The sequence below is a fragment of the Arachidicoccus terrestris genome, from assembly GCF_020042345.1.
GTDB classification, from domain to species: domain Bacteria; phylum Bacteroidota; class Bacteroidia; order Chitinophagales; family Chitinophagaceae; genus Arachidicoccus; species Arachidicoccus terrestris.
Window position 1 is genome coordinate 301,406 of the sequence record NZ_CP083387.1, and the last position, 21,856, is coordinate 323,261.

Sequence of the window (21,856 nt, forward strand, 5' to 3'; positions counted from 1 at the left end):
CAAAATTAAACAAACAATCATGTCCACCCTAATTTCTTGAACGCATAAAAAACAATGGTAAGTGCAAATGTTCAACGAGAAATCCTAATTTCCAACTTACTTTACTTATTTTTCCATTTCGCCCTCACTTCCCAATACAGAATTTAATCACAATTAATCTTCAATTTGTTGTATCATTTGGGGGCAAATGAGGGACAAGTTTTTTGTTAAAAGTTCAGAATTTGCCAAAAATACAGCCAAAAATATCTCTGTCCTTCTTTGCCCCCCAAGATTTCCCCAAAACCTACAAAAACTTGTCCAATAAGGTGGCAGATCGCCTAGTGATAAGAAAAGTCATAATTTAAAGCCAGCTGCTTTTATACAGCACCTAAAACATCAATTTTCAATTTCCAGATCACAGATTTCATTTTTGCATGGAGCGGCTTGGATCAGTAACAAACTTGCCACCACAAATAAATTCAATTAATGATTGATAAATATATGCTCTTGATGATATTTAAGATTTTCTTGATCTAAAACATGTTTTTTATGATCAAAGGTCAATTCTCCACCTATACCAATTAAAGAATATTCAGAAGGATGAATAGTAAAGACTCCCTTATCAAACATCACATGATGATTCGGACATAAGCATAACAGATTTCCCAATTTATCTTCACCCTTATGAGGATTACCGAGAGGCTTAATATGAGCACCTTCAGCATATTTTATTCCTTTAACAGATATTTGAATCCCACACACCTGGCATTTATAATCATACAACTCTTTTACCCTTTTGGAAAGCTTAGTATCTCGAATAATCCTCAAAACTGTAGTTGCCACCCTTTCGGAAGTTGTGAATAATTCCGGGACAGCTGGTTTACCTATTTGAAGAGAATTTTCGAAAGAATTAATTTTTTCTAAACGGAACCTGCAGATTGTATACCCGTCCTTACCTTTTTCCTCAAAATGGTCTGTTACTCTATATAATCCACCGTATACATAACCGGATTTTGGACTAAATTCAGATTTGTGGTTAAATCCGCGCGTTAATCGAACTGGTAAGCCTGACATTTCACTTACCAAAAGCGCTTTATTTCCGAGCGTCCATTTTTGATCTGCAACCTGTCTTTTAGTATTTGCATCATTGCCTCCTTGGCCGGTGTAAATGATTTCGGAGCCTAAGTCCAAGTCATCCACATAACCACCATTTAAAACAATAGAAGAGGCTCCTACCGATTGATTCCCATCTATGCCAGCCACGAGTGCTAAATGAATTCCGGCTTCTCGTAGTGCTTTTCTGTCACTGAATGAATCACCTTCTTTTACATTGTCAATTTCTCCAAAAGTATAATTTGCCATTATTCAAATTAAAAGAATTTTTCAAAGAATCACAAAACTGACACAGAATTTATACAAACTTTGGACTCAAACCATTACCTATTCCATGAATACTCAGAAGACAAGTTTTCTTTATAGCTTAGAATGTATCAGAAATCCCTGCAAAGATATATCCATTGTTTCGCCAAGCAATCGAAATTTAGATATCATTACATAAACCCTTCATTAGCAATCTTCATTTATCATTTTCAAAGATTTAAATTGTATCCTTAAGTGGCATTTTTAATTAAAATCGCCTTGTTTCAAAATTCAGCCAATTCAAGATTTAAAAATTGAAGAAATACCTACTAACGTTCGTAACTTAGCATCTGAAACAAAAATCAATCAGGATATATGGAAACCATCCTCCTTCATACAATATCAACTGAAGACTTTTTGGAGAAAGTCAGATTAATGATAAGGGCAGAAATAAAAGCAGCCCTCCAGCAAGATCAGCTGTTAACAAAAGAAGGGGCATTAAAAATGGCTGGCATAAGCAATGCAACCTTTTTACGAGCGGTTCAAGCTGGAATCGTTAAACCGCAATTGTTAAAAGGGCGAAAAAAGGCGATGTATCTCGAAAGCGAAGTATTAATGATCGAAACGAAAAAGAGATAGTTATAGTTCCAGCATATCTTCGTCTTTTATAGGATTAAACTTCACATTTCGATTTGTAAGTAGTTTCAGGGCTTCATTAGCATAGTTAAAATTATGACACCACTTCTTACATCTGTCAATTAACTCCGAATCTCTATATTTATAAAAAGAATAATCAGTCTTTAAAACGGCGTAATGTCCTTTGTAGACATCAATAAATTCTATCATTTTGAACTCATCAAATTCTTTTCTTAATTCAGTGATATCATCCTGAACTAACTTTACATCCGGTTTGGGAACATCAGTTGTTTGGATATCGGCTAAATCATCCGGCAACAAATAAGCATATCTACCCTTTTTCTTTTCGAAAAATTCATCCATTTTTTTTTGAAAAAGGGCCTGGCTCGCGACATATTCTGTATAGCGTTGGAGATCAACATTTCGTTTTTTTAATTCATCCGCCAGCCGTTCGATGCTTTTCCTATTATATAGGTAGGAGTAACTATATTTTATCCAATCATTAAATCCAAAATGCTCACGAATAAACTTGCCCGCGCTCCAACAGCCTTTAAAATATTTTTCCAGACTATCTTCCGCGATCCACTGCCCTCTTTCAGATTGAAATTTTAAAAAAGACTTCGCAGCAGATTCCACTTTTTGCATGGAAAACTTACTATCAGTTGCCAAATCAGATAATTCCAGCAGTTTACCCAATATTAATTTTATATCCTTGATTTCCGAAAGAACGGTCGGTTTCATGATTAGAAATTTAAAGTGAGATTAAATTATCGAATATTATTATATTACTTAAAGCCAAGATTGTATGGTGGTCTTTTTTTAAAGTCTAGGCTCTCCCTGTCCACTTCATCTAGTAACGGGTCCATTTGAAGAATATACGGATCATACCAATTAACTTTATCTTTTGCCCAGTCTATCCATTTTCGAACAACCGAATAATCCCGGCTTCCAGCGTTTTTTTCAATTAACTGCTCCACATCACTTATATAGGCTCGCATTATTTTGATCTTTTGCCATCTTTCACTTTCATCTAGGAGGCATTTAAAAGCATCTAATTCATCGATTTTCTTCTGCCAGGCTTCCTTTTCAGACTGTATCCTAGCCTCATTAGCTGCGGCTAATTTTTCTCTCTTTTCTCGTTCAACCTTCGCCTCCGAAGCCTTCACCTCAAGGAAAGCTAATATTTTTGACAACTGTTGCTCTAATTTTAATTTTCCATCTATCCATTCTTTGCAATAAAATCGTTCAACTTTAAAATATAGCAATCCAGAAGGATGAAATTCAGTCGTCGTCCTCCAGGATGTAGGCACCTCCTTTCGTACTAATCTTTCTTTGAGGCAAACTTCAAACTGTTCCCCATCAATAACAACTAGTGACTTTCTTTGTGTTAATTCTACCGAATGTTTCCTTAGCTGCAAAAGCTTTATTAGGGAATCCCAAATCCGGAGCGCTCTGCCGACATTTGTGGGAGCTACTCTGGTTGTTAAAAGATTTGGTCCGTTTTCTATAACTCCTTTAAATGGAGAATAGTTTCTTTTGTTGGCTAGCATGAAATCCCTCGTTTCGGAAACGATTTTTAGAGGATTAGATAGGCGATCTGGAACAACAAGATGTTCTGCCAATCCATTTTCAATTTCCAATTGTTTTGCATGTAAAACTGATAGTTGCCCATGACGGAACGCATTATCCTCGTCTCTTGTTTTTAATTCATAATGATTCTCTCCATCGTGTTTAACTGGCAATGGTAATCTTTTGACTTTTTTACCAAATTGAACCTTTTGCCAATATCCTTGAGGCGGTAGTGGTATGTCCATTCTTAGGCAAACTTTTCGCAGACCTACATCCGTGATATCATATTTTTTCGCCAAGGTAAGCATTGGCGCTTTCCAAACCAGATCATATAGCTCGTCTCTTGAAAAGGTTATTCGTTCCATAAAATCTATATTTAAGACTTATAGTCCAAGTTTATCCTCTACGGCCTTTACTGCATAAATCGTTTTAGTGACGGCGTCAGGAGTAACAGAAATGCTATCAATTCCTCTTTCCACCAGAAACTTGGCAAAGTCCGGATGATCAGAGGGCCCTTGACCACAAATACCCACCCTGATACCCTCATATCTTGCCGCCGTCAACAGATTGTCGATCATGATCTTGACAGCATCATTCCTTTCGTCATAGAGGTCTGCCACCAATCCCGAATCTCTGTCCAGCCCAAGGGTCAGCTGGGTGAGATCATTGGACCCAATGGAAAAGCCGTCAATCATCTTCGCAAACTGTTCCGCCAGGATGATATTTGAGGGTATTTCTGCCATCAAATATACCCTCAGGCGCTCCTTATTTCTTTCCAGCCCATAAGTATTCATCACTCCGAGCACTTTCTCCAGCTCCTTTGGCGTTCTGCAAAAAGGAATCATAACCGCCACATTTCTTAGGCCCATCTGTTCACGAACCATCTTAATCGCCCTGCACTCCAAACCGAAGGCTGCCTGATACTTTTCAGAGTAGTATCTGGAAGCTCCACGCCAGCCGATCATCGGATTCTCTTCCTCAGGCTCAAAATATTTACCCCCAAGCAGGTTATAATATTCGTTACTCTTGAAGTCCGAAAAACGGACCAGCACCTCTGAAGGATAGAATGCAGCTGCGATCTTAGCGATCCCGAACGCCAGCTTCTGTAAGAAATAATCCTCCTCATCCTTAAATCCCCTAATCATTTCGGAGATCGACTTAGATAGTTCCGGATCATTCAGGCTCTTATGCTTTAGCAAAGCTAAGGGATGAATCTTGATATAATTATTAATTATAAACTCCTCCCTGGCCAGTCCGACACCTTTATTAGGATAGGCGGCGAACTTAAAGGCCATAGAAGGAGAAGCGACATTTAACTTAATGGCTGTTCTGGTTTTCGGCAGATTTGTCAGATCAATTTCAGTGGTAGAGAATTTAAGTATTCCCTCATAGATGATACCCTCCGCTCCCTGCGCACAGGAAGCGGTGATTTCTTGGCCAGCCACTAACAAATCTGTCGCGTTACCACATCCGACAATAGCAGGCACACCCATTTCCCTAGCAACAATTGCCGCATGGCAGGTCCTGCCCCCTTTATTCGTAATGATGGCAGAAGCAATTTTCATAATCGGCTCCCAATCAGGATCCGTCATATCAGTTACAAGCACATCCCCTTTCTGGAATACGGTACCGTCTCCTATCCTTTTGTCTAGCGAATAAAGAATATTGACCTTCCCGGTAGCTATCTTATCCCCCACTGCTATTCCCCTCAAGAGTTCTTTTTTATCCTGGTCTTCCTGCATTGCATATTCGGTGATCATACTCGGATTCTTGCGGGAATGAATTGTCTCCGGGCGTGCCTGAACGATATATAGCTGCCCACTTAAACCGTCTGTTGCCCATTCCACATCCACAGGACACCAATGCCCTTTGAGCCCGGTGTAATACTCCTCAATCTTACAGACCCAATCGGACAATTGAAGGATCTGATCATCTTCCAGACAGAAGCGCCACTGTTGCGTCTTATCAGTCTGAATGACTTTCACCCGTTCGTCCGAGGTATTGCCGTAAACCATTTGTTTATCCTTATACCCCAGTTTTTTCTCTATAATCGCCGGAAAACCTCGTTTAAGTAAAGGTTTATAGACGTTAAATTCATCTGGAGAAATCGCCCCTTGAACCACTAGTTCACCTAGCCCAAAAGCTCCGTTAATAAGCACACTGTGTTTAAAACCGGATTCGGTGTCAATCGAAAAAGCCACACCACTAGCACCCAGATCTGAACGCACCATTTTCTGCACGCAAACAGATAGGCCTACAGCGCAATGATCATATCCCAGTCCCTGCCTATAACTGATAGCACGGTCGGTAAATAGTGAGGCAAAGCAATTGCGTACTGCATCGATCAATGAGGCGTTCCCTCTAATATTCAGATAGGTTTCCTGCTGACCCGCAAAAGAGGCGTCCGGAAGGTCTTCTGCCGTGGCAGAGGAGCGCACCGCCACATCCGTATAGTCCTGATCATAAGATTTTGAGAGGGTCTTATACGCATCTATGATCTTTTCGCTTAATGTATAAGGAAATTTTGTATTGCTGATGGCCTGCCTGATGTTGAGACCCGACCTGCGCAAAGATTCAATATCATTAAAATCAATCTTCCCAATTTCTTTTTTTATAAATTCCTCCAGCCCGCTTTCCCTGATAAACCTGTAATAAGCCTCTGTGGTGATGGCAAAACCACTAGGAACCAGGATGCCCATCCCAGAAAGATTGGTTATCATCTCTCCCAGCGAAGCGCATTTTCCTCCAACTAAAGCAATATCTTTAATACCAAGCCCATTTAAAGGCAAAACAATTGGACTATTCATATTTATTTTTTTAAATATCTGTGTTTCAATAGATTCCAAAATCCAAAAGCAGTCAGTTTTGAAATCTTAAAAAAATACAATAACAAACATTTGTTATTAATCAATATAAAATTACCTTCGAGTTCGCAAATAGGCAATACAGGGTAAAAATTCAATTAAAATAACAGTATGCAGAACATCTGGCTGTTTTTTTAATGGCAGCAACTGATGCTTTTGAGGGGAAGAGGGAAGAAAAAATTTGTCAGTTTAAAAAGCCTTAGTTATGATTTTGGGTGCACTCGATCAGACTGATATTGACATACTAAATATTTTACAGTCCGACGCGGCAATGGCCGGAAAGGATATCGCCAAACTGGTGAATAAATCCACTGCATCCGTTCATGAACGAATTCGTCGTCTACGTACTGAAGGCTACATTGATAAAATTGTAGCTATCGTCAATAAAGGCAAAGTTCATAAACGGATTATGGCTTTCAGCCAGGTATTGTTGCATGACCACACAGATATTACCCTATTAAACTTTCAACAGGCTGTCGTCAAATACCCGGAGGTACTGGAATGCCATCAGATGGCTGGCAACTATGATTTCCTGTTGAAGATCGTCACAACGGATATAGATACTTATCATAAATTCTATCTTGAGAAGCTTTCTAAATTACCAAATATCGTTACCGTGCAAAGCCTCTTTGTACTCAGCGAAGCCAAAAATGAAACGTCAATTCACCTGCAATTGTAATACAAAATTGGCCCCGGTAAATGCCAGGGCCGCAACCAAAACTAACTGCTTATGAGAATACAAATATACTCCATATCACACATATGATTACACTTAAACACTAATATGCTTGGCAATAAAAAGTTAATTTGAAACACGACAAATCATTAATCCTTCGATTCTTTCCGAAGAATTAAATGATGAAGACCAGGGTCGTTCATAATCTCTTCTGTCACTGAATCCACTACATAAAACACATCCGCTTTGATCTTTTTATATACTTTTTCAATCTCCTCAAGCGTTATATCTCTGATTTTAGGAACGTTTTTAAATTTGGAAGCCTCTTTTGACAATTGCTTATGGTCATTTTGTACTTTTGAATGGAAGGCTTTCAGTTCAATGGGCACCTCCGGCGTATCAGCCACGATTCCTACAAATTCACCTGAAGACAAAGTCGCAATGGTACTCACCGGCACAGCATAATCCAGATTTTTAGATCTGGATATAGACATACCGTTATCATTAAAAGAGACACTCTCCTTTTCCTGGAGGATTTTCCCGATCCGTTCGGACACCTGCTTAGCAACATCACCGGCAGCCTGCCCAACCATGATATTGCCGCAGATATTTAAGACAACATCGGCCTGCTCCCTACCATAATTAAGCCTTAGCTGGCTTGCATCCTGAATAGCCAGCGTCGTTGAAATTTTATTTGACCTGCCGGTTGCGATTAGCGTATCCAGCCCCAGAAACGTCAACGTCGTAAATTCATCGATTATTAAAGAAGACTTAAGTTTGCCTGGCTGATTCATAATTTTGCTGAGCCGGGTCATAAAAAGGGATAATACAGGAGCAAAGGTTTCCTGTTTTTGAGGATTGTTCGCCATGCAGACAATTTTAGGCACCAAAGGATTATTGATATCCAGGGTAAAATCATTTCCGGATAACACATAATACATATTTGGCGCAGAAAGCCTGGCCATGCTGATCTTAGCAGCATCAAGCTGCCCCTCCAACTGTTCTTTGGAATCCGTTTTAAATGCGGATACAAAAGGATTGATAAAGGCTGATATCTCAGGCTCAATCTGAAGAATGGTAAATAAACTTTCAATTTCAACCTGCATAAACTCAATCACATGGGGCAGTGTACAATACCGTCCATTTTCAAATTTCCTTAAAAACCAGATAAGTGCAGTCAAAAAGTTTATAGGACTCTCCACAAAAAACTCACCCTGCTTTTTTAGCCAGCTCTTATTTAACCCCAAAAGAATGACTCTGGCGGCTTCTATAGCATCCGTTATATCCTCCATCATTATCGGAGTAATTGGATTGCAACGGTGGCTGTATCCTGGATTATTCAGATTGATCACATAAAAAGAAGGACAGTTAGCATATTTATCGCTATTTTTTAAAAATTGGTTATAAGCGAGTTTTGTAAGGGCATCATATTTATAATCATAGACAAGCATAGAAAAACCTTTGGATAGATGCTGACGGATGGCATGCTCAATCACAAAATAGCTTTTACCGGATCCCGGAGAGCCTATCAAAAGAAATCCACGCACAGGATGAATATTGATCCAGGAATGACGCTCTTTCCCTTTTAAATTATATTTGGCTGGCAGGTTAATAGAAAATTCATTCATGAGAAGCCGTTCTTCCTGTGGGAATGTCTCGCTGTCTTTATTAAAAACAGCTCCATTAAGCCTTCCTTTTATGAGCCGGGAAAGAAGGCTGCCACCGTTAATAATAAAAATAAAACCGAGCCCCGTAACAACTATATAACTGATAGCCAGTTTCCTAAATTCCCACCAGCAATAACAAAGTATCCATCCACTGGATAAATAAAGTAGGATACCCACAAAAAAATATTTCAAAGCCTTTTTTAACCTGATCTTTTCGCTTTTTTTACCACTAACACCTAGAAGAGATAAGAGAAGGAAACCGAGCGCTATCAGTTTTGTTTCCAGGAATCCAGCGAAAAAAGGCATATGGACTATATTTCCGAGTAACCTGTCCGTAATAGGGAACGTCAAACCCCAGACCGAGAAAGCCTTATAACATTCATAATAAAAATGTATAATAAGTATCACAATAGCAATACCTCTGGTCAGATCCATAGCCTGTTTCAATCCCTGTTCATTCTCTCCTGTTTTCATCTATAAATTTTAACTTGGTCCTAAACTCTGTTGATAATCTCTAGGATAGGCTCTGGCGTTTGCGCTTACGTCTCCTAATGTCCCTTTGTAGTTCTAGAGAAAGTGTTCCCTGATATTCCTCAGACGTCAGAATATCTAAGGTTTTTATTACAAAACAGCCCTTCTGAATATCAGACAGATTCCAGATCGGTTTAAACCACGGTTTTAGGGGTGCGTCAAAATGGCCTACAGGCGCAGCATGTTTAACTTTTTGAACCCTGGTTTTTGTATGCTTTTGCTGTTTTTGTCTTATTACGTTACCGGTTAATCTTTGCAACAACCCCGTTGCCGCATATGCTTTCCCTAACTGGCTGCCATTAAAAATGCAGCCAGTTTTATGATCCACATAAGTAATCCCATACAGGCGCCCAGCGTTATTTCGCCTAAGAACAGTGTCAATCCCCTTTTGTTTTAGTTGATTGGTAAAGCTATCTAATGAAATGTTTCCCCGGTATTGTATCAAACTAGAATCAATCACATTTTTAACACGAGGAAGATGTCTGACCTTTAATGGCCCGTTTAAAGTAAACTGCTGTTGCAAAAATTTAAGTGTCGGTTTATTGTAAATTAATGACGCCTTAACCGGAATTCCTACAGCTGTTCCTTTAGCATCAAGAATCCTGTAAACCAAGCCTCCATTTTTTTGAATCCGTGTCCCGCTACCACCCACGTCGGCCATGACATTGTATAATTTCAACACAGCGTTCAGCTCATGAAGTGACTCAAATTTATATTTGGTAAGGACATGATCCAGGACATTGGTAATAGCTCTTTTTGAACCGAATTTACCATATTGTATTTTCAGTGCATTTACTGGCGTCAGCTGATATGCCTGGCGATGTTTATTTGTCGCGACCGTCAGCTTGAAATCTTTTTCAATTGTTTTCGCTGCCAATAAAGATCTTCCTTTGGCGAGATTATGCAAAGAAATCGCTTTCCCATTATTTTGAATATTGGTGGTGACTATATGGACATGTTCATGACCGGCATCTTTATGTCGATAGACTAAATAAGGTTGATTACCAAAACCGATCTTTTGCATATACGCATCGGAAATACTTCGAAGCAATTGGTCGCTTATTCTCTTTTTATCCTCATCTGGAAAATTAAGTGAGATATGGACCGTATTTACCTTGACCTTTGTATTTAACGCAGTCTGCTTTTTTAAGCGATTAAAGCGCTCCGTAAAACTTAAAAGTTCGGTATCCTTTGGATAATTCCCTGAATGAAATACTTCTGCCCCGCCTAACCGGACCTTTTGCTCATTATACTGTATCGCATTCCTAAGCGAACTGCTTTGATGTACTATTGCAACCATATTTCTGAAATTGAATTAACTCTCAGTTTAATTAAATCAATCTTGTCCGTGACACTTTCCCGAATGGATTGTGACACAACCAGCCAGGTCTTAACCTCATGGCAAAAGGACAAGCTATTCAGCTTTCGAATCATCTGATTATAATTATTGCCTATTGCGGACAGTTCTTTTCTCAGTAATATAAGTTCTGTCATTAAGTCATCAAGAGAAGCATTTCTAACTTTAGTAACCACAGGTTTATCCAGCAATATATATCTTGCATATTCACTAAGCTTTCCACAAGTGGAATTTTCGGCTTTGCTTTTAATAATCAAATGCTGGGCAGGTGTTAACCGAATATGCAGCCATTTAGTCTTTCCTGTCTTTAGGGGTTTCATAATATAGGTCGTTATCAGGTTAATAGTGAAAAACAGACATAGCGACTTCGGAGCTATGTCATAAAAACCTACTGTGATACAGTAGTACTTCTGGCTGGGAACCGCATGCAGGTTCCCTCAGGACCGAATATCTGTTACGCGCTTTGAAAAAGGGTATATAAGGGATATTCCGCTAAATGCTACTACCGAATCGGGAGGCCTATTATTCTGGGCCCTCCACGGGCCCACCAGTCATTCAGGTCTTTAAAGCCTTTAAAAAGGCTCCTTTTATCAAAAAACAGCTTATTATTCAGACACACAGCCGCAGAGGTCATTTTATCTCCAGCTTCATCATTATCCAGATAAAGATCAACTGTTTCAAACTGCTGCAAAAATGTCAGTCTATTCTCAAAAAAAGAAAGAGAGTTCAGGATCAGAAAGCTAATAGCTGGATCTAAGTATGGTGCTCTGAAACAGAGAAAAGAAAGAAAATCAAAAGCCCCTTCAAAAACAGCTATTTGTGATACACCGGCATTTAAAAATGTGACACTTTTGGGACTACTCGACCCCTTAAATATGGGGCTTCGAAGTTTATAACCTCCCTTGTCATTTTGAAAGCCGAGTGCAAAATAACTTCTATTACAGTATTGATAGCGAACTTCAACGAGATACTTATCCGCAATAACTTTTGAGATATTCCGCATAGCAAGATACCTGATAAGGGACTCCGATTGCACTGGATGGACAGAAAGAATTTTGAGCGCACTCAATTTGGCATTTCTCTTAAGAATCGTTCTTTCCTGGTCAAAAGAAAAGCTTCCACCTGTTAGTCCGTGTTCCTCCAAACGCGTTAAGAACTCAGCAACCGACAAACCATGCAGGCGGATACCAAGATCTATGATAGCACCGCCCAATCCTTCACCGAAATCATACCAGAGTCCTCTTGCTCTGTTAACTTTAAACGAAGGCGTCCGTTCATTGCGAAACGGAGAATAATACCAATAATTATTGCCCTTGATTTTAATCGGCTGAATACCTTCTCTTAAAAGATAAATGACTATATCCAGTTCTTTCGCTTCTTTTATTGTCATATTCCGGTGTTTTTAGTTTCACAAACTCTGATATAGAGGCAAAAGTAAAAGGCCGGATTTTAAATCATTGCAGCAGTCTAAATACAGAACAGGTCAATTAGCGATAACGCGGTTTAAGAAATCTAACTTTGCTGGTGATAAGAAATAATGAATTAATAAATAGACAACTAATGTTAACCTCAAAAGATGCCACAATAGTATATGAAACGCTACTTATATCCCCCGGGATGAATGAAATCATAAAGATTCCCCTCGCCCTCAGACGAAAAGTATTATTAATGTTGGTTAAATTGATTGAGCAAGCAATAGACAAAGATGTGGTAAAAGAAGGTCTGCTGTCTGTATTGGATGAGGAAATGACAGAGGAGCTACAAAAAACGACTCAGGCATTACTGGAAAGAGGCGGCTTGGAACAGCTTAGTGAAAGACTAAATTCACTGAATCTTAAATAATGACGATAATCCTAAGAACAAATGCCGTTTATTTTTCGGATATCAGAAAAATAAACGGCATTTTGTACCTTCTAACAATATCCATAATCTGCCAAGCTGGTAAAAGCTTCAGCTGTTATAATCAGGTGATCCAAAACTTTTATATCGAGTAGATCTCCCGCTGCCTTAAGCGTTTTCGTGAGTTTAACATCATCCTGGCTGAATTTTAGGTTTCCGGATGGATGGCAGTGACAAAGAATTATTCCCGTAGCAGCAGCTTTCAAGGCTGTTGCAAATATCAGCCTGGCATCTACCAAAGTTCCCGCTATACCTCCAGAAGCGATCTCAACAACTCCAAGCACCCTATGCGCTTTGTTTACAAGCATTACTTTAAACTGTTCCAGCAACTGCAATTTATTTTTATCCCAGCCTTCCAAAAATATCTTATAGGCATCAAGAGGCTGGGTAATTTGCGGTCGTTCGGAGGCCTTAACTTTAGGATTATAGCTTAACTGTATTTCAGAAACTTTGAATGCCGGCTTGTTTGTGTTATTAATCATTTTCTTAAGTTTAAAGGTTATTTTAAAAAGCCCTGCAGACGAATATTGCGGAGCCAGAGATTGGCAAAATTGTTGTGTGACTTTTGCAGCCGTTCAATAAAACTGGTCAAACGACCATCAGAGATAAAGGCACTTTCTTCATAAATACCCAGTGCATCTTGCTGGTACATCTGTGCAAAGGCAAACAGGTTATCAAAATCTTTCGGGTAACCCCTTTTGTCAATTACAATAAAAACCATTTCGGGGCAACGCATCAGGTCACCGTTTTGTTCATAGTAATGAGCCAGAGACAATAAAAGCCCTTTTCCAAAAGGCGTATCAATGTCCCAACCAATTTTTTCAACTGTCAGCGGGAAAAACCCTTCCCTTTTGAGTTTTAGATGGGCCTTTTCTCCCATTTTGTTCAGCAGGCTATTCAACACCTTTGTTGCTGGTTTGTCTAATCTGTACATACGATAAATTTTAAAATGAAACAATACAAACTCGGCTTACGCCTCGTCCGTTACTCTCGTAGCAACCGGACCTTATCGCTGAAGCGGGGAATAAAAAGGTTTTGGCAATAAAAAATACGCTCGGGCATAACAAACCGCGAAGCGCCGCTTTGGCCCGAGGAAGATTTTTTTTGACAAACCGTAGGCAAGCCATAGCCATAGCGAAGGCGAAGACCTTTTTTAAAACGCGGCAGTGATGATATCTTCGCGACAGAGAAGATCGAACATGGGCATATTATACACCCTGCCTGCTTCGGCCTCAGGGCCAGACGTCCTCAAATAAACAGTATTCGGGACCACCAGCATCTATCAGAATGGCTAAAACATCAAACTGGAAGCTTCCATGCCAATGTGACAACCTTAAATAATGGCTGGCCGCAAGTAACATGCGTTTTATCTTCTCTTTATTTATTTTTTCCTCTCCCAAGCCATAACGCTCGGATGTAACAGTTTTTACTTCAACAAAATGAAACGTGCCATTTTTCTGGGCAATAATGTCGATTTCTAGTCTGCCATGCCGCCAATTGCGGTCCTTTATAAAATATCCTTGATTCTTTAGCCAGTTCGTGGCAAAGGATTCCCCTTTGGTGCCGGTGAATTGATTAGAACGACCTCGGTAATTTTTATCCGACATATTCAATTAATTTCAATTATTTACTTTTTCACCCATGGCCAGAGACTGGAGAACTTCATATGAATAGTCTCCGCAATATGTTCCAATTCTATATTTTTGCTTTCAGTGAGATCAGCAATCGTCCTTCCCACTTTAAGGATGCGATCCGCAGATCTGGCAGACAGTTGGAGCCTTTGCATTGAAGACTGCAAGTATTTTAGTGCATGAGGTTCCAGTGGGAAAAACTGGTTTATATAACCTTCTGGAACCCTAGCATTACAGATACCTTCACCCAAATCTTTATAGCGCAAATTCTGGAGTTCTCTGGCACGAACGACCCTTTGCCGGATCATACTGGAAGGTTCTTCTTCCTTTGTGCCACTATTCAAAAAATGTAATGGCTCCGGATCAGAAACAACTTGCAGGTCAATTCTGTCCAGCAGCGGCCCGGAAATCTTCTTTCGATAGTAATTAATTGCTTTATTAGAACATTTACACCTGCCTGATGGATGGCCAAAATAACCACAAGGACAAGGATTCATGGAGGCTAGTAAAATAAAAGAAGCCGGGTAAATTAAAGACATTCGCGCTCTGGCAATGTGGATTTTCTGCTCTTCCAGAGGTTGCCTAAGCACTTCAATTGCATTTCTTGAAAATTCAGGCAGTTCATCAAGAAAAAGAACTCCGTTATGAGCTTTGGAGATTTCACCGGGACTGCAAAAGCTTCCACCACCCGAAAGGGCGACGTCACTACAGGTATGATGCGGACTTCGGAACGGCCGTTCTGTAACAAGTCCATGATAGGCGCAAGGTTCTTCCAGCACGCTATAAATCCTTGTAGTATCAAGAGACTCCTTAATCGTCATTGGAGGTAGAATTGAGGGAAGCCTTTTGGCCACCATAGTTTTACCAGTACCAGGAGAACCGATCAGCAGTGCATTATGGCCACCGGCAGCGACAATCTCCATTGTTCGTTTCATCGAAGGCTGCCCCTTAATGTCGCTATAGTCCAGCGGTGCTTTTACAAACGGCGCTCTAAGTCCTGTGGCAGCGGTTGCCAAGGGCAACACCACACCTTTTGAAAAAGTTTCAGCTAGTTCTTTTAAATGCGTTACAGTATATACTTTGACGTCCTTCACAGGAGCCGTCTCCCCACCATTTCCTTTAGGCAAAATTATCGCCGAAAAACCAAGACCGCCTGCACAGGCTGCCATACAGAGCGCGCCTCTGACAGGATAAACGCTTCCGTCAAGACCCAGCTCCCCGGCTATCTGAAACGTCCCGATATCACTTGGTAAAACGAGTTGCTCCGATGCTGCCAAAATACCCAAGGCTATTGGTAAGTCCAGCGCAGTTCCAGTTTTTCTAACATCGGCCGGTGTAAGATTGATTACCACCTTGTTTCTGGGCATCCGATAACCGCAATTATCAATGGCGATCGCAATTCTGGAAAGAGACTCCCTGATGGAATCCCCGGCAAGTCCGGTAATTTGGTATCCAAGACCACGGCCGACGCTAACTTCGACCCCGATACGCTCTGCCTCCACACCTCGAAGACTGCTTCCATAAATGACGCTTAACATGGCTGAAATTTTTATAATTAGCGATCAAGATTAATCAGTGAATGGGCTTTGATTTCTGTAACAAGATGCTCTTCCCCTTTATCATCTGTATATTTTCGGTATCGAAGGCTACCTTCTACAAGGATATGACTGCCCTTAATAAAGCTGCGCTCCGCCATCTCGGCATAACCACCCCAGGCAATCACCTGATGCCAGGAAGTACTGTAAATCTTTTCATCCCCTTCCCTTCTTAAAAAGTCATGGGTAGCCACATTTATGATCGCCATTTTTGAACCATTGGAAACGGTTTTTACTTTCAGATCAGCGCCCACATAACCAATCAGGCGGACTAAATTGTGTTGCATAACTGTTGTTTTTAGTTATTAAAAATTGAACAGTGCAAAACTAATTACAAGGCCACCTGCTAGTCGTTTTTTAAAGGCTTATAGTCGCCTATAAATGGATATAACCGTTTATAAGCACTTATAAGTGGTTAATATTAAATAAATATTCAATTCAAAAACATGATTTACAGCAACTTATTTCCTCTTTAAAATCCATTATGAACTTCAAGAAAAAATAATTTTAATTTTATAGTCGCATTTTTTCAACCTTCGAAATGTATGCTTATGGCATTTTTTGATTTCCACACATCAAAAAGGGACATTTTTGATTGGGCCAATGCGCCCTATGCGCCCGGTGGAAAACCCTTTTTATTAGGCTGTCAGGTGATATCCCTGAACAGTGGTTGGGGCGATATGCATTTTCATTTTTATCCCAGGCCGAAATACACCATTTATGTGAATATGTATGAATCCAGGCAGCATAGAAAAACCGTGGCGGAGTTTCATGGAGAGAGCCTTGAATTTACTTTTATGATGGGGGGCAGCATGGTCAACCAGGTGGGCGGCTTCAAGGAGGAAGAGGTAAGGACGATGCAGTATAACATCAGTTATTATCCTGGATTTGAATCCAGGAGTATCTTTGAAAAAGATCATTTTTATCTTACTTTAGATATTCATTTCACAAAGGAATATATTGAAGAGCTTTCCGGGGAATTCCCGGTTCAGTTAGCGCCCCTCATAGAAAGTATGGAGAAACGAAAGCCATGCAGATTGAACCAATTACCTTTTTTTGCAGATATGTTTGTGAAGGAAGCAGGAAACCGGATTTTCCACTTTTTAAAAAATGGCTCCTTTTTTCCGATGGAGATGGACCAGGAAGTAGCTACGCTCATGCGGCATGTAATTGCACCGAAGTTACAGGTGGGCCGGGAGCTGCTGGATACAAGCAGGCGACAGGTTCTGAATGAAGTCTACGGTCAACTTACTCGGCAACTAATGGATATGCCGAAGCTGGCCAAATTACAACGCCAAGCGGGAATGAGTGCGACCATGCTCAGGGAAATGTTTAAAGCGACCTTTGGTCAAAATATGAGAGCAGCCTGGGTGAGTCACCGGATGGATGAGGCGCTTTCGATGATTGCGTATGAGCGGGAAAAGAAAATACGTGAAATAGGGCTGGAACTGGGCTTTTTAAATGTCAGCAACTTCTCAAAAGCGTTTATAAGCACTTATGGCACTTCTCCCAGAAGTGTACGAAAAAGTGGCAATTGGTGGAATTTGAAGTATATTTGATAATCCCAATACTTTAAACTACACTACAGATGCTACGATATATACCATTTGAAGGGTGGAAACAAACTGCCAATGAAGTGAATTATAAATACCCCATATCGGTCAACACCAATTGCCCACATTGTAAAGTAAGAGTTAACTACAAATTAAGTTGGGCGACCAGAACCAAAATAGTTGAATACGCAAAGTCATCCTGCCCATCATGTCAGAAACTCTCAATTTTTATCTTTATTACAAAAGCAAGTGGCTCTGGATTGTCAGGAGATTTATTCATAAATCCATCAGGCGACGTCCGCCACAGTTTAAGCGGTATAGAAGATGCACATGGATTATCCACTGGAATAAAAAACGCATATTATTCAACAATTCAGGCATTTAACGGCCATCAATGGATAGCTACAACTGTTTTATGCAGAAGAGTTTTGGAAGGAATCGTAAAAGGGATTGTTAACGAAAACGGAAAAAATGGCTCACCAATCTTAGCACAACAACTTAAGCAATTACCCGATCAAATTGATTTTTCCAAACCTATATTGACGCTTGCGGATGCTATCAGAAAAGCAGGGAATATAGGCGCCCATTTTGATGAGGATAAAGAACCCGATCAGGAGGTAGCAGAATCGCTTATGGATGTATTGGACTACCTAATTGAATACCTTTTCATACTACCCTCACAAATTGAGCAATTACACAATAAAATTGAAAAACTAGGCCAATCTGATGTACAAGAGCTCGACGAATCGGAATAAACATTCAGAAAAAGTATATAATAATTTATTATTTTGTTGAATCGGATAACTTTTTCAAAATAGGCCGGCTGAATTTTACAGGCATAATCAACCTGTAAAATCATGGCAAACTTTACAACGCAAAGTAAGGCGGGTTGCTGTAAATATTGCGGAAACCCCGTCAGGGGGCGTGCGGACAAACAGTACTGTAATGACATGTGTCGCAACGCCTACAACAATGCCAAACTGAATCAGGAGCATACTGAGATCAGGATGGTAGAAATGGCGCTCAAACGAAACCGGCGAATCTTAAAAAAACTGCTTGGGGAAAAGAAAATTCAGACGCTCCCTCGCGCCATGCTCTCGCAAAAGGGGTTCGCCTTTAGATACCATACCCATAACCACACTTCTGCGAAGGGGCAGCAATACACTTTCTGTTACGATTACGGATACATGGAGGCTGAACATGACAGGCTTGTCATTGTGAGGGCCTTCGAAGGATATTTTACCACCTAAGGGAAGTCGTCTGTCGCGGCGAATTCTTCAGAACTATTTACAAGCGTTTACAAACGCTTATATCCACTTACTCAAATCTTGTCCATTATAATTCAAATCTAAACTAATATTCTCATGGCTTATACAGCAGAAATCAGTAGAACGAATCCAAGTTGCTTTCTTTTTATCATTGACCAGTCGTCTTCTATGGCAGACCGGTATCGGGATATTCGCCGGCCCAAAGCTGACGCGGTAGCGGATGTGATCAATAGAATGCTACAGCAACTCGTGATCAAATGTGCTAAATCTGAAGGTATCCGGGATTACTATTATGTCGGCGTACTCGGTTACCACGAACATAGCGTGAACAGTGCGCTTAAAGGTATCTTAGCCGGCAAAGAATTTCTGCCGATATCAGAAGTAGCGGCGGCTCCGCTTCGAATGGAAGAACGGGTAAGGCGCTTACCGGACGAAGCTGGAGGGTTGGTTGAAATGCCGGTAAAATTTCCGGTATGGCTGGATCCAGTGGCAGATGGAGGGACGCCCATGGTAGCAGCCTTTACCAAGGCCAATCAGCTAATCGAAAAATGGCTGCGTTCCCATCCGAATAGCTTTCCCCCGGTCGTGATTCATATCACAGATGGGGAGAGCACCGACGGTCCGCCGTCCCGGCAGATGCAGCTGTTGACGGAGCAAAGGTCCAGTGATGGCTCCGTGCTTCTATTCAATCTGCATACCCATACAGGAAATATAGAGTCACTCTCCTTCCCCGGGCCGGACAGTAACCTGCTCGATCCTTATGCCAAATTACTGTTTGACAATGCCTCTGAGTTACCGGAGTTTATGCTAAATGTGGCGAAGCGGGAATTTGATCTTAAGCTTCCTCAGGGCGCCAGGGCATTTGTACTGAATGGCAGTATTGATCTGATCATTACTGCCATTGAAATCGGAACCAGACCTCGTTTACAACTCAAATGATCGTTATGTTAAAATATACTTATAGAGTACAGTCGGTACAAAAAGCGGGGAATCACCCGGCGGAAAATGAAGATGCCTACCTGACGCCAGCCAGTCACAAATACGACCAGAGTGACAACATTCTGCGGTTCGCTCTAGCGGACGGAGCGACGGAGGGTTCTTTTAGCAAAGAGTGGGCGGAAATTGTGGTTCAGGGCTTTGAAACGCTGGCTTTTGGTCCATTTAGTCTTACCGCAACCGTCGCCAGTATGGCTGAAGACTGGCGGCAAGCTGTCCACCACAAAACGCTGCCGTGGTACGCCGCTGAAAAGCTGTCAGCAGGTGCTTTTGCCACGTTTGTCGGTTTGGGAATTGATGTGCAAAACGGAATGTTTCAGGCAATCGGCATAGGTGACACGGTTTTGTTTAATATCCGTAAAGATCAGTTGATCAGCAGTTTCCCGGTCACCGACCCTACTGAATTTAGCAACATGCCTTCCCTCATCTCTACCAAGCCGGAGTATACTGCACAACCTCCGGGAGGGGGTTCGTATTTATCGGGTGATATCCAGCCAGGCGACATCCTGCTCCTTGCTACGGATGCGCTGGCACATTTTATCCTCATGGAAACGCATAAAAACGGAAAGTCAAAGGTCTGGAAGCACTTACAGAAGATCCTTTATACTAGAGATGATGCCGCATTCAAAACATGGGTGGAAGCCCGGAGAAGAAAAAATCAAATGAAAAACGATGACACGACGCTCATCATGATCAACTTTTAAACATGGATATTCAAAAATCGGAACTCTATCAGGCGGCCGTGCAAAATCCGGCGGTGGCATTTACCGACCCGGAATTGAAAAGCTGTTCAGTGGAATTGACACCACTTGGCACGCCGCGGCCATATGCCGGTAACTTCGCCGTGACGTACAAGTTTCAGGGAGCCGGGCAGGATTATGCGGTCCGCTGTTTTCACCGTGAGGTGTCTAGGCTCAGGGAACGGTATCAGGCATTGGAGCAGTTCATGGTCAGCAATTCCTCTCGGTTTTTCCTAGACGCAAAGTATATGGTTCAGGGCATACAAATGGGGCAGTTATCTTGTCCTATCGTAAAGATGTCATGGTGTAAGGGCGAAACGCTTAATCAATATCTCGCCAGAATCCATAAAAATACGGTGCAGGTGGCAAGGCTGATCCAGGAGTTTCGGGTTATGGCGGTGGAGCTGGAGCGGCTGGGCATCGCCCATGGCGATTTGCAGCATGGTAATATCATGGTGCAAGAAGATCGGCTGCTTTTAGTGGATTATGACGGCATGTACCTGCCGGAGCTTGTCGCAGGGGGCGCCAGTGAACTCGGGCATATCAACTACCAGCATCCGCTCAGAACGGAAAAGGATTATAACGCAAGGATCGACCGGTTTTCGATACTGATTATTTATCTCGGCTTATTGGCGGTTTCAGTGAAGCCAGGTTTGTGGTCAAAGTATGATAATGGCGAAAACATACTGTTTCGAAGTTCCGACTTTCTGGATCCGGAAGATTCGAAGTTACTGCGGGAACTCAGTGCAATCCCGCAATTAAGAACACATGTGCAGCGCGTCAAGTCTTGCTGCCGGACAGCTATGGATCTATTACCCACCTTAGCCGAGTTTCTGAGTGGCAATTTCAGCTGTCCCAGGATGACAGCCCTTAAAAAACCGGGCACTGCACGCAGGCAATATCTGATTCTGGACGCCAGCGACAGTAGGGTGCTGCTGAGCCACTACGGAGAAAAGGTGGAGATCATCGGCAAGATTATCTCCATTAGTGAAGGCTGGTCAGCTAAAGGCGGACAGTATTATTTGTTGAATTTCACCAGGTGCTATCCGGACCAGACCATGACGGTCGCTATCTGGAAAGAGGGTCTGGAAGATTTCAGGCAGGCTCGTAGAAGTATCTGGGATCTGAAGGGCAAATGGGTTAAAGTTCGGAGCGGCATTAGTCGTTATAATGGTACGGCACAAATAGAGATCAACCAGGCTAAGCAATTGGAATTACTTATAGGCGAAAAAAAGGCCGTAGCCATGCTGGGTCGCAAAATCTTTATGCGCCCGGAAAACAACCACTTAAAAGCGGGCCAAAAGAAAAATAGACAGATAAAATATGCCATTAGCCCCATACCTCAAACCAGAACCAAAAATAAGCAGGTCTTCAGCCGAAAAGGCTGCGTGATTCCGGTTCTCTCGGCCCTACTTGGCGCCATCTTATTCCAGATCATGCTAAGCGGCCACGGCTGGAAGTACGGCGCGGTAATAGGCCTTATATTAGGGCTGAGGACGGTTAGGAAATAGGAATTAAAAACAAAATCACAACCTA

The 21,856-nt window shown here is 41.4% G+C and carries 22 protein-coding genes; 9 read left to right on the forward strand and 13 right to left on the reverse strand.

Annotation, left to right across the window (positions count from 1 at the left end):
- Nucleotides 1-462 precede the first annotated feature (462 nt).
- On the reverse strand, nucleotides 463-1,341 hold the full coding sequence (locus K9M52_RS01120; RefSeq protein ID WP_224070229.1) for a YDG/SRA domain-containing protein: 879 nt from the start codon (nucleotides 1,339-1,341) through the stop codon (nucleotides 463-465).
- Between the two features lie 372 nt (nucleotides 1,342-1,713).
- Here K9M52_RS01120 and K9M52_RS01125 point away from each other — a divergent pair, with 372 nt between their 5' ends.
- A complete protein-coding gene (locus K9M52_RS01125) occupies nucleotides 1,714-1,977 on the forward strand; it encodes a hypothetical protein (RefSeq protein ID WP_224070230.1) in 264 nt (87 codons plus the stop codon).
- On the opposite strand, the gene K9M52_RS01130 is transcribed toward K9M52_RS01125, so the two are convergent.
- The 3 genes from K9M52_RS01130 to ppsA all read right to left on the reverse strand — a co-directional run bounded on the left by K9M52_RS01130 (nucleotide 1,978) and on the right by ppsA (nucleotide 6,350).
- The gene (locus K9M52_RS01130) at nucleotides 1,978-2,670 is read right to left on the reverse strand and encodes a hypothetical protein (RefSeq protein ID WP_224070231.1); all 693 of its coding nucleotides are present in this window, start codon (nucleotides 2,668-2,670) and stop codon (nucleotides 1,978-1,980) included.
- A gap of 89 nt (nucleotides 2,671-2,759) precedes the next feature.
- Entirely contained in the window at nucleotides 2,760-3,908 is a 1,149-nt protein-coding gene (locus K9M52_RS01135; RefSeq protein ID WP_224070232.1) for a hypothetical protein, read from the reverse strand.
- An 18-nt stretch (nucleotides 3,909-3,926) separates the two neighbouring features.
- Complete coding sequence (ppsA, locus tag K9M52_RS01140) at nucleotides 3,927-6,350, reverse strand: phosphoenolpyruvate synthase (protein ID WP_224070233.1); 2,424 nt, start codon at nucleotides 6,348-6,350, stop codon at nucleotides 3,927-3,929.
- Nucleotides 6,351-6,612: 262 nt separating this feature from the next.
- Here ppsA and K9M52_RS01145 point away from each other — a divergent pair, with 262 nt between their 5' ends.
- Complete coding sequence (locus tag K9M52_RS01145; RefSeq protein WP_224070234.1) at nucleotides 6,613-7,086, forward strand: Lrp/AsnC family transcriptional regulator; 474 nt, start codon at nucleotides 6,613-6,615, stop codon at nucleotides 7,084-7,086.
- A 146-nt stretch (nucleotides 7,087-7,232) separates the two neighbouring features.
- On the opposite strand, the gene mobC is transcribed toward K9M52_RS01145, so the two are convergent.
- The 4 genes from mobC to K9M52_RS01165 all read right to left on the reverse strand — a co-directional run bounded on the left by mobC (nucleotide 7,233) and on the right by K9M52_RS01165 (nucleotide 12,028).
- Complete coding sequence (gene mobC, locus K9M52_RS01150) at nucleotides 7,233-9,224, reverse strand: conjugal transfer protein MobC (RefSeq protein ID WP_224070235.1); 1,992 nt, start codon at nucleotides 9,222-9,224, stop codon at nucleotides 7,233-7,235.
- A gap of 40 nt (nucleotides 9,225-9,264) precedes the next feature.
- Nucleotides 9,265-10,581, reverse strand: a complete 1,317-nt coding sequence (locus K9M52_RS01155) for a relaxase/mobilization nuclease domain-containing protein (protein WP_224070236.1) — start codon at nucleotides 10,579-10,581, stop codon at nucleotides 9,265-9,267.
- Nucleotides 10,569-10,958, reverse strand: coding sequence for a plasmid mobilization protein (locus tag K9M52_RS01160; protein ID WP_224070237.1), 390 nt, complete (start codon nucleotides 10,956-10,958; stop codon nucleotides 10,569-10,571). Before K9M52_RS01160 ends, K9M52_RS01155 begins: the two co-directional genes overlap by 13 nt.
- 182 nt (nucleotides 10,959-11,140) lie before the next feature.
- Nucleotides 11,141-12,028, reverse strand: a complete 888-nt coding sequence (locus K9M52_RS01165) for a toprim domain-containing protein (protein ID WP_224070238.1) — start codon at nucleotides 12,026-12,028, stop codon at nucleotides 11,141-11,143.
- Between the two features lie 227 nt (nucleotides 12,029-12,255).
- On the opposite strand from K9M52_RS01165, the gene K9M52_RS01170 reads away from it, so the two are divergent.
- Nucleotides 12,256-12,480 (forward strand): hypothetical protein, encoded by a 225-nt coding sequence (locus K9M52_RS01170; RefSeq protein ID WP_224070239.1) that lies wholly within the window; start codon nucleotides 12,256-12,258, stop codon nucleotides 12,478-12,480.
- 71 nt (nucleotides 12,481-12,551) lie between these two features.
- Here K9M52_RS01170 and K9M52_RS01175 read toward each other — a convergent pair whose 3' ends face one another.
- From K9M52_RS01175 to K9M52_RS01195, 5 genes are all read right to left on the reverse strand, one after another.
- Nucleotides 12,552-13,019, reverse strand: coding sequence for a JAB domain-containing protein (locus K9M52_RS01175; RefSeq protein WP_224070240.1), 468 nt, complete (start codon nucleotides 13,017-13,019; stop codon nucleotides 12,552-12,554).
- Between the two features lie 17 nt (nucleotides 13,020-13,036).
- A complete protein-coding gene (locus K9M52_RS01180; protein ID WP_224070241.1) occupies nucleotides 13,037-13,471 on the reverse strand; it encodes a DUF6908 domain-containing protein in 435 nt (144 codons plus the stop codon).
- 298 nt (nucleotides 13,472-13,769) lie between these two features.
- A complete protein-coding gene (locus tag K9M52_RS01185) occupies nucleotides 13,770-14,144 on the reverse strand; it encodes a YraN family protein (RefSeq protein WP_224070242.1) in 375 nt (124 codons plus the stop codon).
- A gap of 20 nt (nucleotides 14,145-14,164) precedes the next feature.
- A complete protein-coding gene (locus K9M52_RS01190) occupies nucleotides 14,165-15,706 on the reverse strand; it encodes a YifB family Mg chelatase-like AAA ATPase (RefSeq protein WP_224070243.1) in 1,542 nt (513 codons plus the stop codon).
- A 17-nt stretch (nucleotides 15,707-15,723) separates the two neighbouring features.
- Nucleotides 15,724-16,050, reverse strand: a complete 327-nt coding sequence (locus K9M52_RS01195; RefSeq protein WP_224070244.1) for a single-stranded DNA-binding protein — start codon at nucleotides 16,048-16,050, stop codon at nucleotides 15,724-15,726.
- A 264-nt stretch (nucleotides 16,051-16,314) separates the two neighbouring features.
- Here K9M52_RS01195 and K9M52_RS01200 point away from each other — a divergent pair, with 264 nt between their 5' ends.
- From K9M52_RS01200 to K9M52_RS01225, 6 genes are all read left to right on the forward strand, one after another.
- Entirely contained in the window at nucleotides 16,315-17,322 is a 1,008-nt protein-coding gene (locus tag K9M52_RS01200) for an AraC family transcriptional regulator (RefSeq protein WP_224070245.1), read from the forward strand.
- 29 nt (nucleotides 17,323-17,351) lie between these two features.
- Complete coding sequence (locus K9M52_RS01205) at nucleotides 17,352-18,071, forward strand: DUF4145 domain-containing protein (RefSeq protein WP_224070246.1); 720 nt, start codon at nucleotides 17,352-17,354, stop codon at nucleotides 18,069-18,071.
- Between the two features lie 102 nt (nucleotides 18,072-18,173).
- Entirely contained in the window at nucleotides 18,174-18,566 is a 393-nt protein-coding gene (locus tag K9M52_RS01210; RefSeq protein WP_224070247.1) for a hypothetical protein, read from the forward strand.
- Between the two features lie 114 nt (nucleotides 18,567-18,680).
- A complete protein-coding gene (locus K9M52_RS01215; protein ID WP_224070248.1) occupies nucleotides 18,681-19,523 on the forward strand; it encodes a vWA domain-containing protein in 843 nt (280 codons plus the stop codon).
- A gap of 5 nt (nucleotides 19,524-19,528) precedes the next feature.
- Nucleotides 19,529-20,284: a protein phosphatase 2C domain-containing protein gene (locus tag K9M52_RS01220; RefSeq protein ID WP_224070249.1), complete on the forward strand. Its 756-nt coding sequence runs from the start codon at nucleotides 19,529-19,531 to the stop codon at nucleotides 20,282-20,284.
- A 2-nt stretch (nucleotides 20,285-20,286) separates the two neighbouring features.
- A complete protein-coding gene (locus K9M52_RS01225) occupies nucleotides 20,287-21,831 on the forward strand; it encodes a hypothetical protein (RefSeq protein ID WP_224070250.1) in 1,545 nt (514 codons plus the stop codon).
- Nucleotides 21,832-21,856 lie beyond the last annotated feature (25 nt).

Excerpts from the sequence above, each read along its gene's own strand:
- K9M52_RS01120 (WP_224070229.1), bottom strand. The coding sequence starts at position 1,341 with ATGGCAAATTATACTTTTGGAGAAATTGACAATGTAAAAGAAGGTGAT.
- K9M52_RS01125 (WP_224070230.1), top strand. The coding sequence starts at position 1,714 with ATGGAAACCATCCTCCTTCATACAATATCAACTGAAGACTTTTTGGAG.
- K9M52_RS01135 (WP_224070232.1), bottom strand. The coding sequence starts at position 3,908 with ATGGAACGAATAACCTTTTCAAGAGACGAGCTATATGATCTGGTTTGG.
- ppsA (WP_224070233.1), bottom strand. The coding sequence starts at position 6,350 with ATGAATAGTCCAATTGTTTTGCCTTTAAATGGGCTTGGTATTAAAGAT.
- K9M52_RS01145 (WP_224070234.1), top strand. The coding sequence starts at position 6,613 with ATGATTTTGGGTGCACTCGATCAGACTGATATTGACATACTAAATATT.
- mobC (WP_224070235.1), bottom strand. The coding sequence starts at position 9,224 with ATGAAAACAGGAGAGAATGAACAGGGATTGAAACAGGCTATGGATCTG.
- K9M52_RS01155 (WP_224070236.1), bottom strand. The coding sequence starts at position 10,581 with ATGGTTGCAATAGTACATCAAAGCAGTTCGCTTAGGAATGCGATACAG.
- K9M52_RS01160 (WP_224070237.1), bottom strand. The coding sequence starts at position 10,958 with ATGAAACCCCTAAAGACAGGAAAGACTAAATGGCTGCATATTCGGTTA.
- K9M52_RS01165 (WP_224070238.1), bottom strand. The coding sequence starts at position 12,028 with ATGACAATAAAAGAAGCGAAAGAACTGGATATAGTCATTTATCTTTTA.
- K9M52_RS01170 (WP_224070239.1), top strand. The coding sequence starts at position 12,256 with ATGAATGAAATCATAAAGATTCCCCTCGCCCTCAGACGAAAAGTATTA.
- K9M52_RS01175 (WP_224070240.1), bottom strand. The coding sequence starts at position 13,019 with ATGATTAATAACACAAACAAGCCGGCATTCAAAGTTTCTGAAATACAG.
- K9M52_RS01180 (WP_224070241.1), bottom strand. The coding sequence starts at position 13,471 with ATGTACAGATTAGACAAACCAGCAACAAAGGTGTTGAATAGCCTGCTG.
- K9M52_RS01185 (WP_224070242.1), bottom strand. The coding sequence starts at position 14,144 with ATGTCGGATAAAAATTACCGAGGTCGTTCTAATCAATTCACCGGCACC.
- K9M52_RS01190 (WP_224070243.1), bottom strand. The coding sequence starts at position 15,706 with ATGTTAAGCGTCATTTATGGAAGCAGTCTTCGAGGTGTGGAGGCAGAG.
- K9M52_RS01195 (WP_224070244.1), bottom strand. The coding sequence starts at position 16,050 with ATGCAACACAATTTAGTCCGCCTGATTGGTTATGTGGGCGCTGATCTG.
- K9M52_RS01200 (WP_224070245.1), top strand. The coding sequence starts at position 16,315 with ATGGCATTTTTTGATTTCCACACATCAAAAAGGGACATTTTTGATTGG.
- K9M52_RS01205 (WP_224070246.1), top strand. The coding sequence starts at position 17,352 with ATGCTACGATATATACCATTTGAAGGGTGGAAACAAACTGCCAATGAA.
- K9M52_RS01210 (WP_224070247.1), top strand. The coding sequence starts at position 18,174 with ATGGCAAACTTTACAACGCAAAGTAAGGCGGGTTGCTGTAAATATTGC.
- K9M52_RS01215 (WP_224070248.1), top strand. The coding sequence starts at position 18,681 with ATGGCTTATACAGCAGAAATCAGTAGAACGAATCCAAGTTGCTTTCTT.
- K9M52_RS01220 (WP_224070249.1), top strand. The coding sequence starts at position 19,529 with ATGTTAAAATATACTTATAGAGTACAGTCGGTACAAAAAGCGGGGAAT.
- K9M52_RS01225 (WP_224070250.1), top strand. The coding sequence starts at position 20,287 with ATGGATATTCAAAAATCGGAACTCTATCAGGCGGCCGTGCAAAATCCG.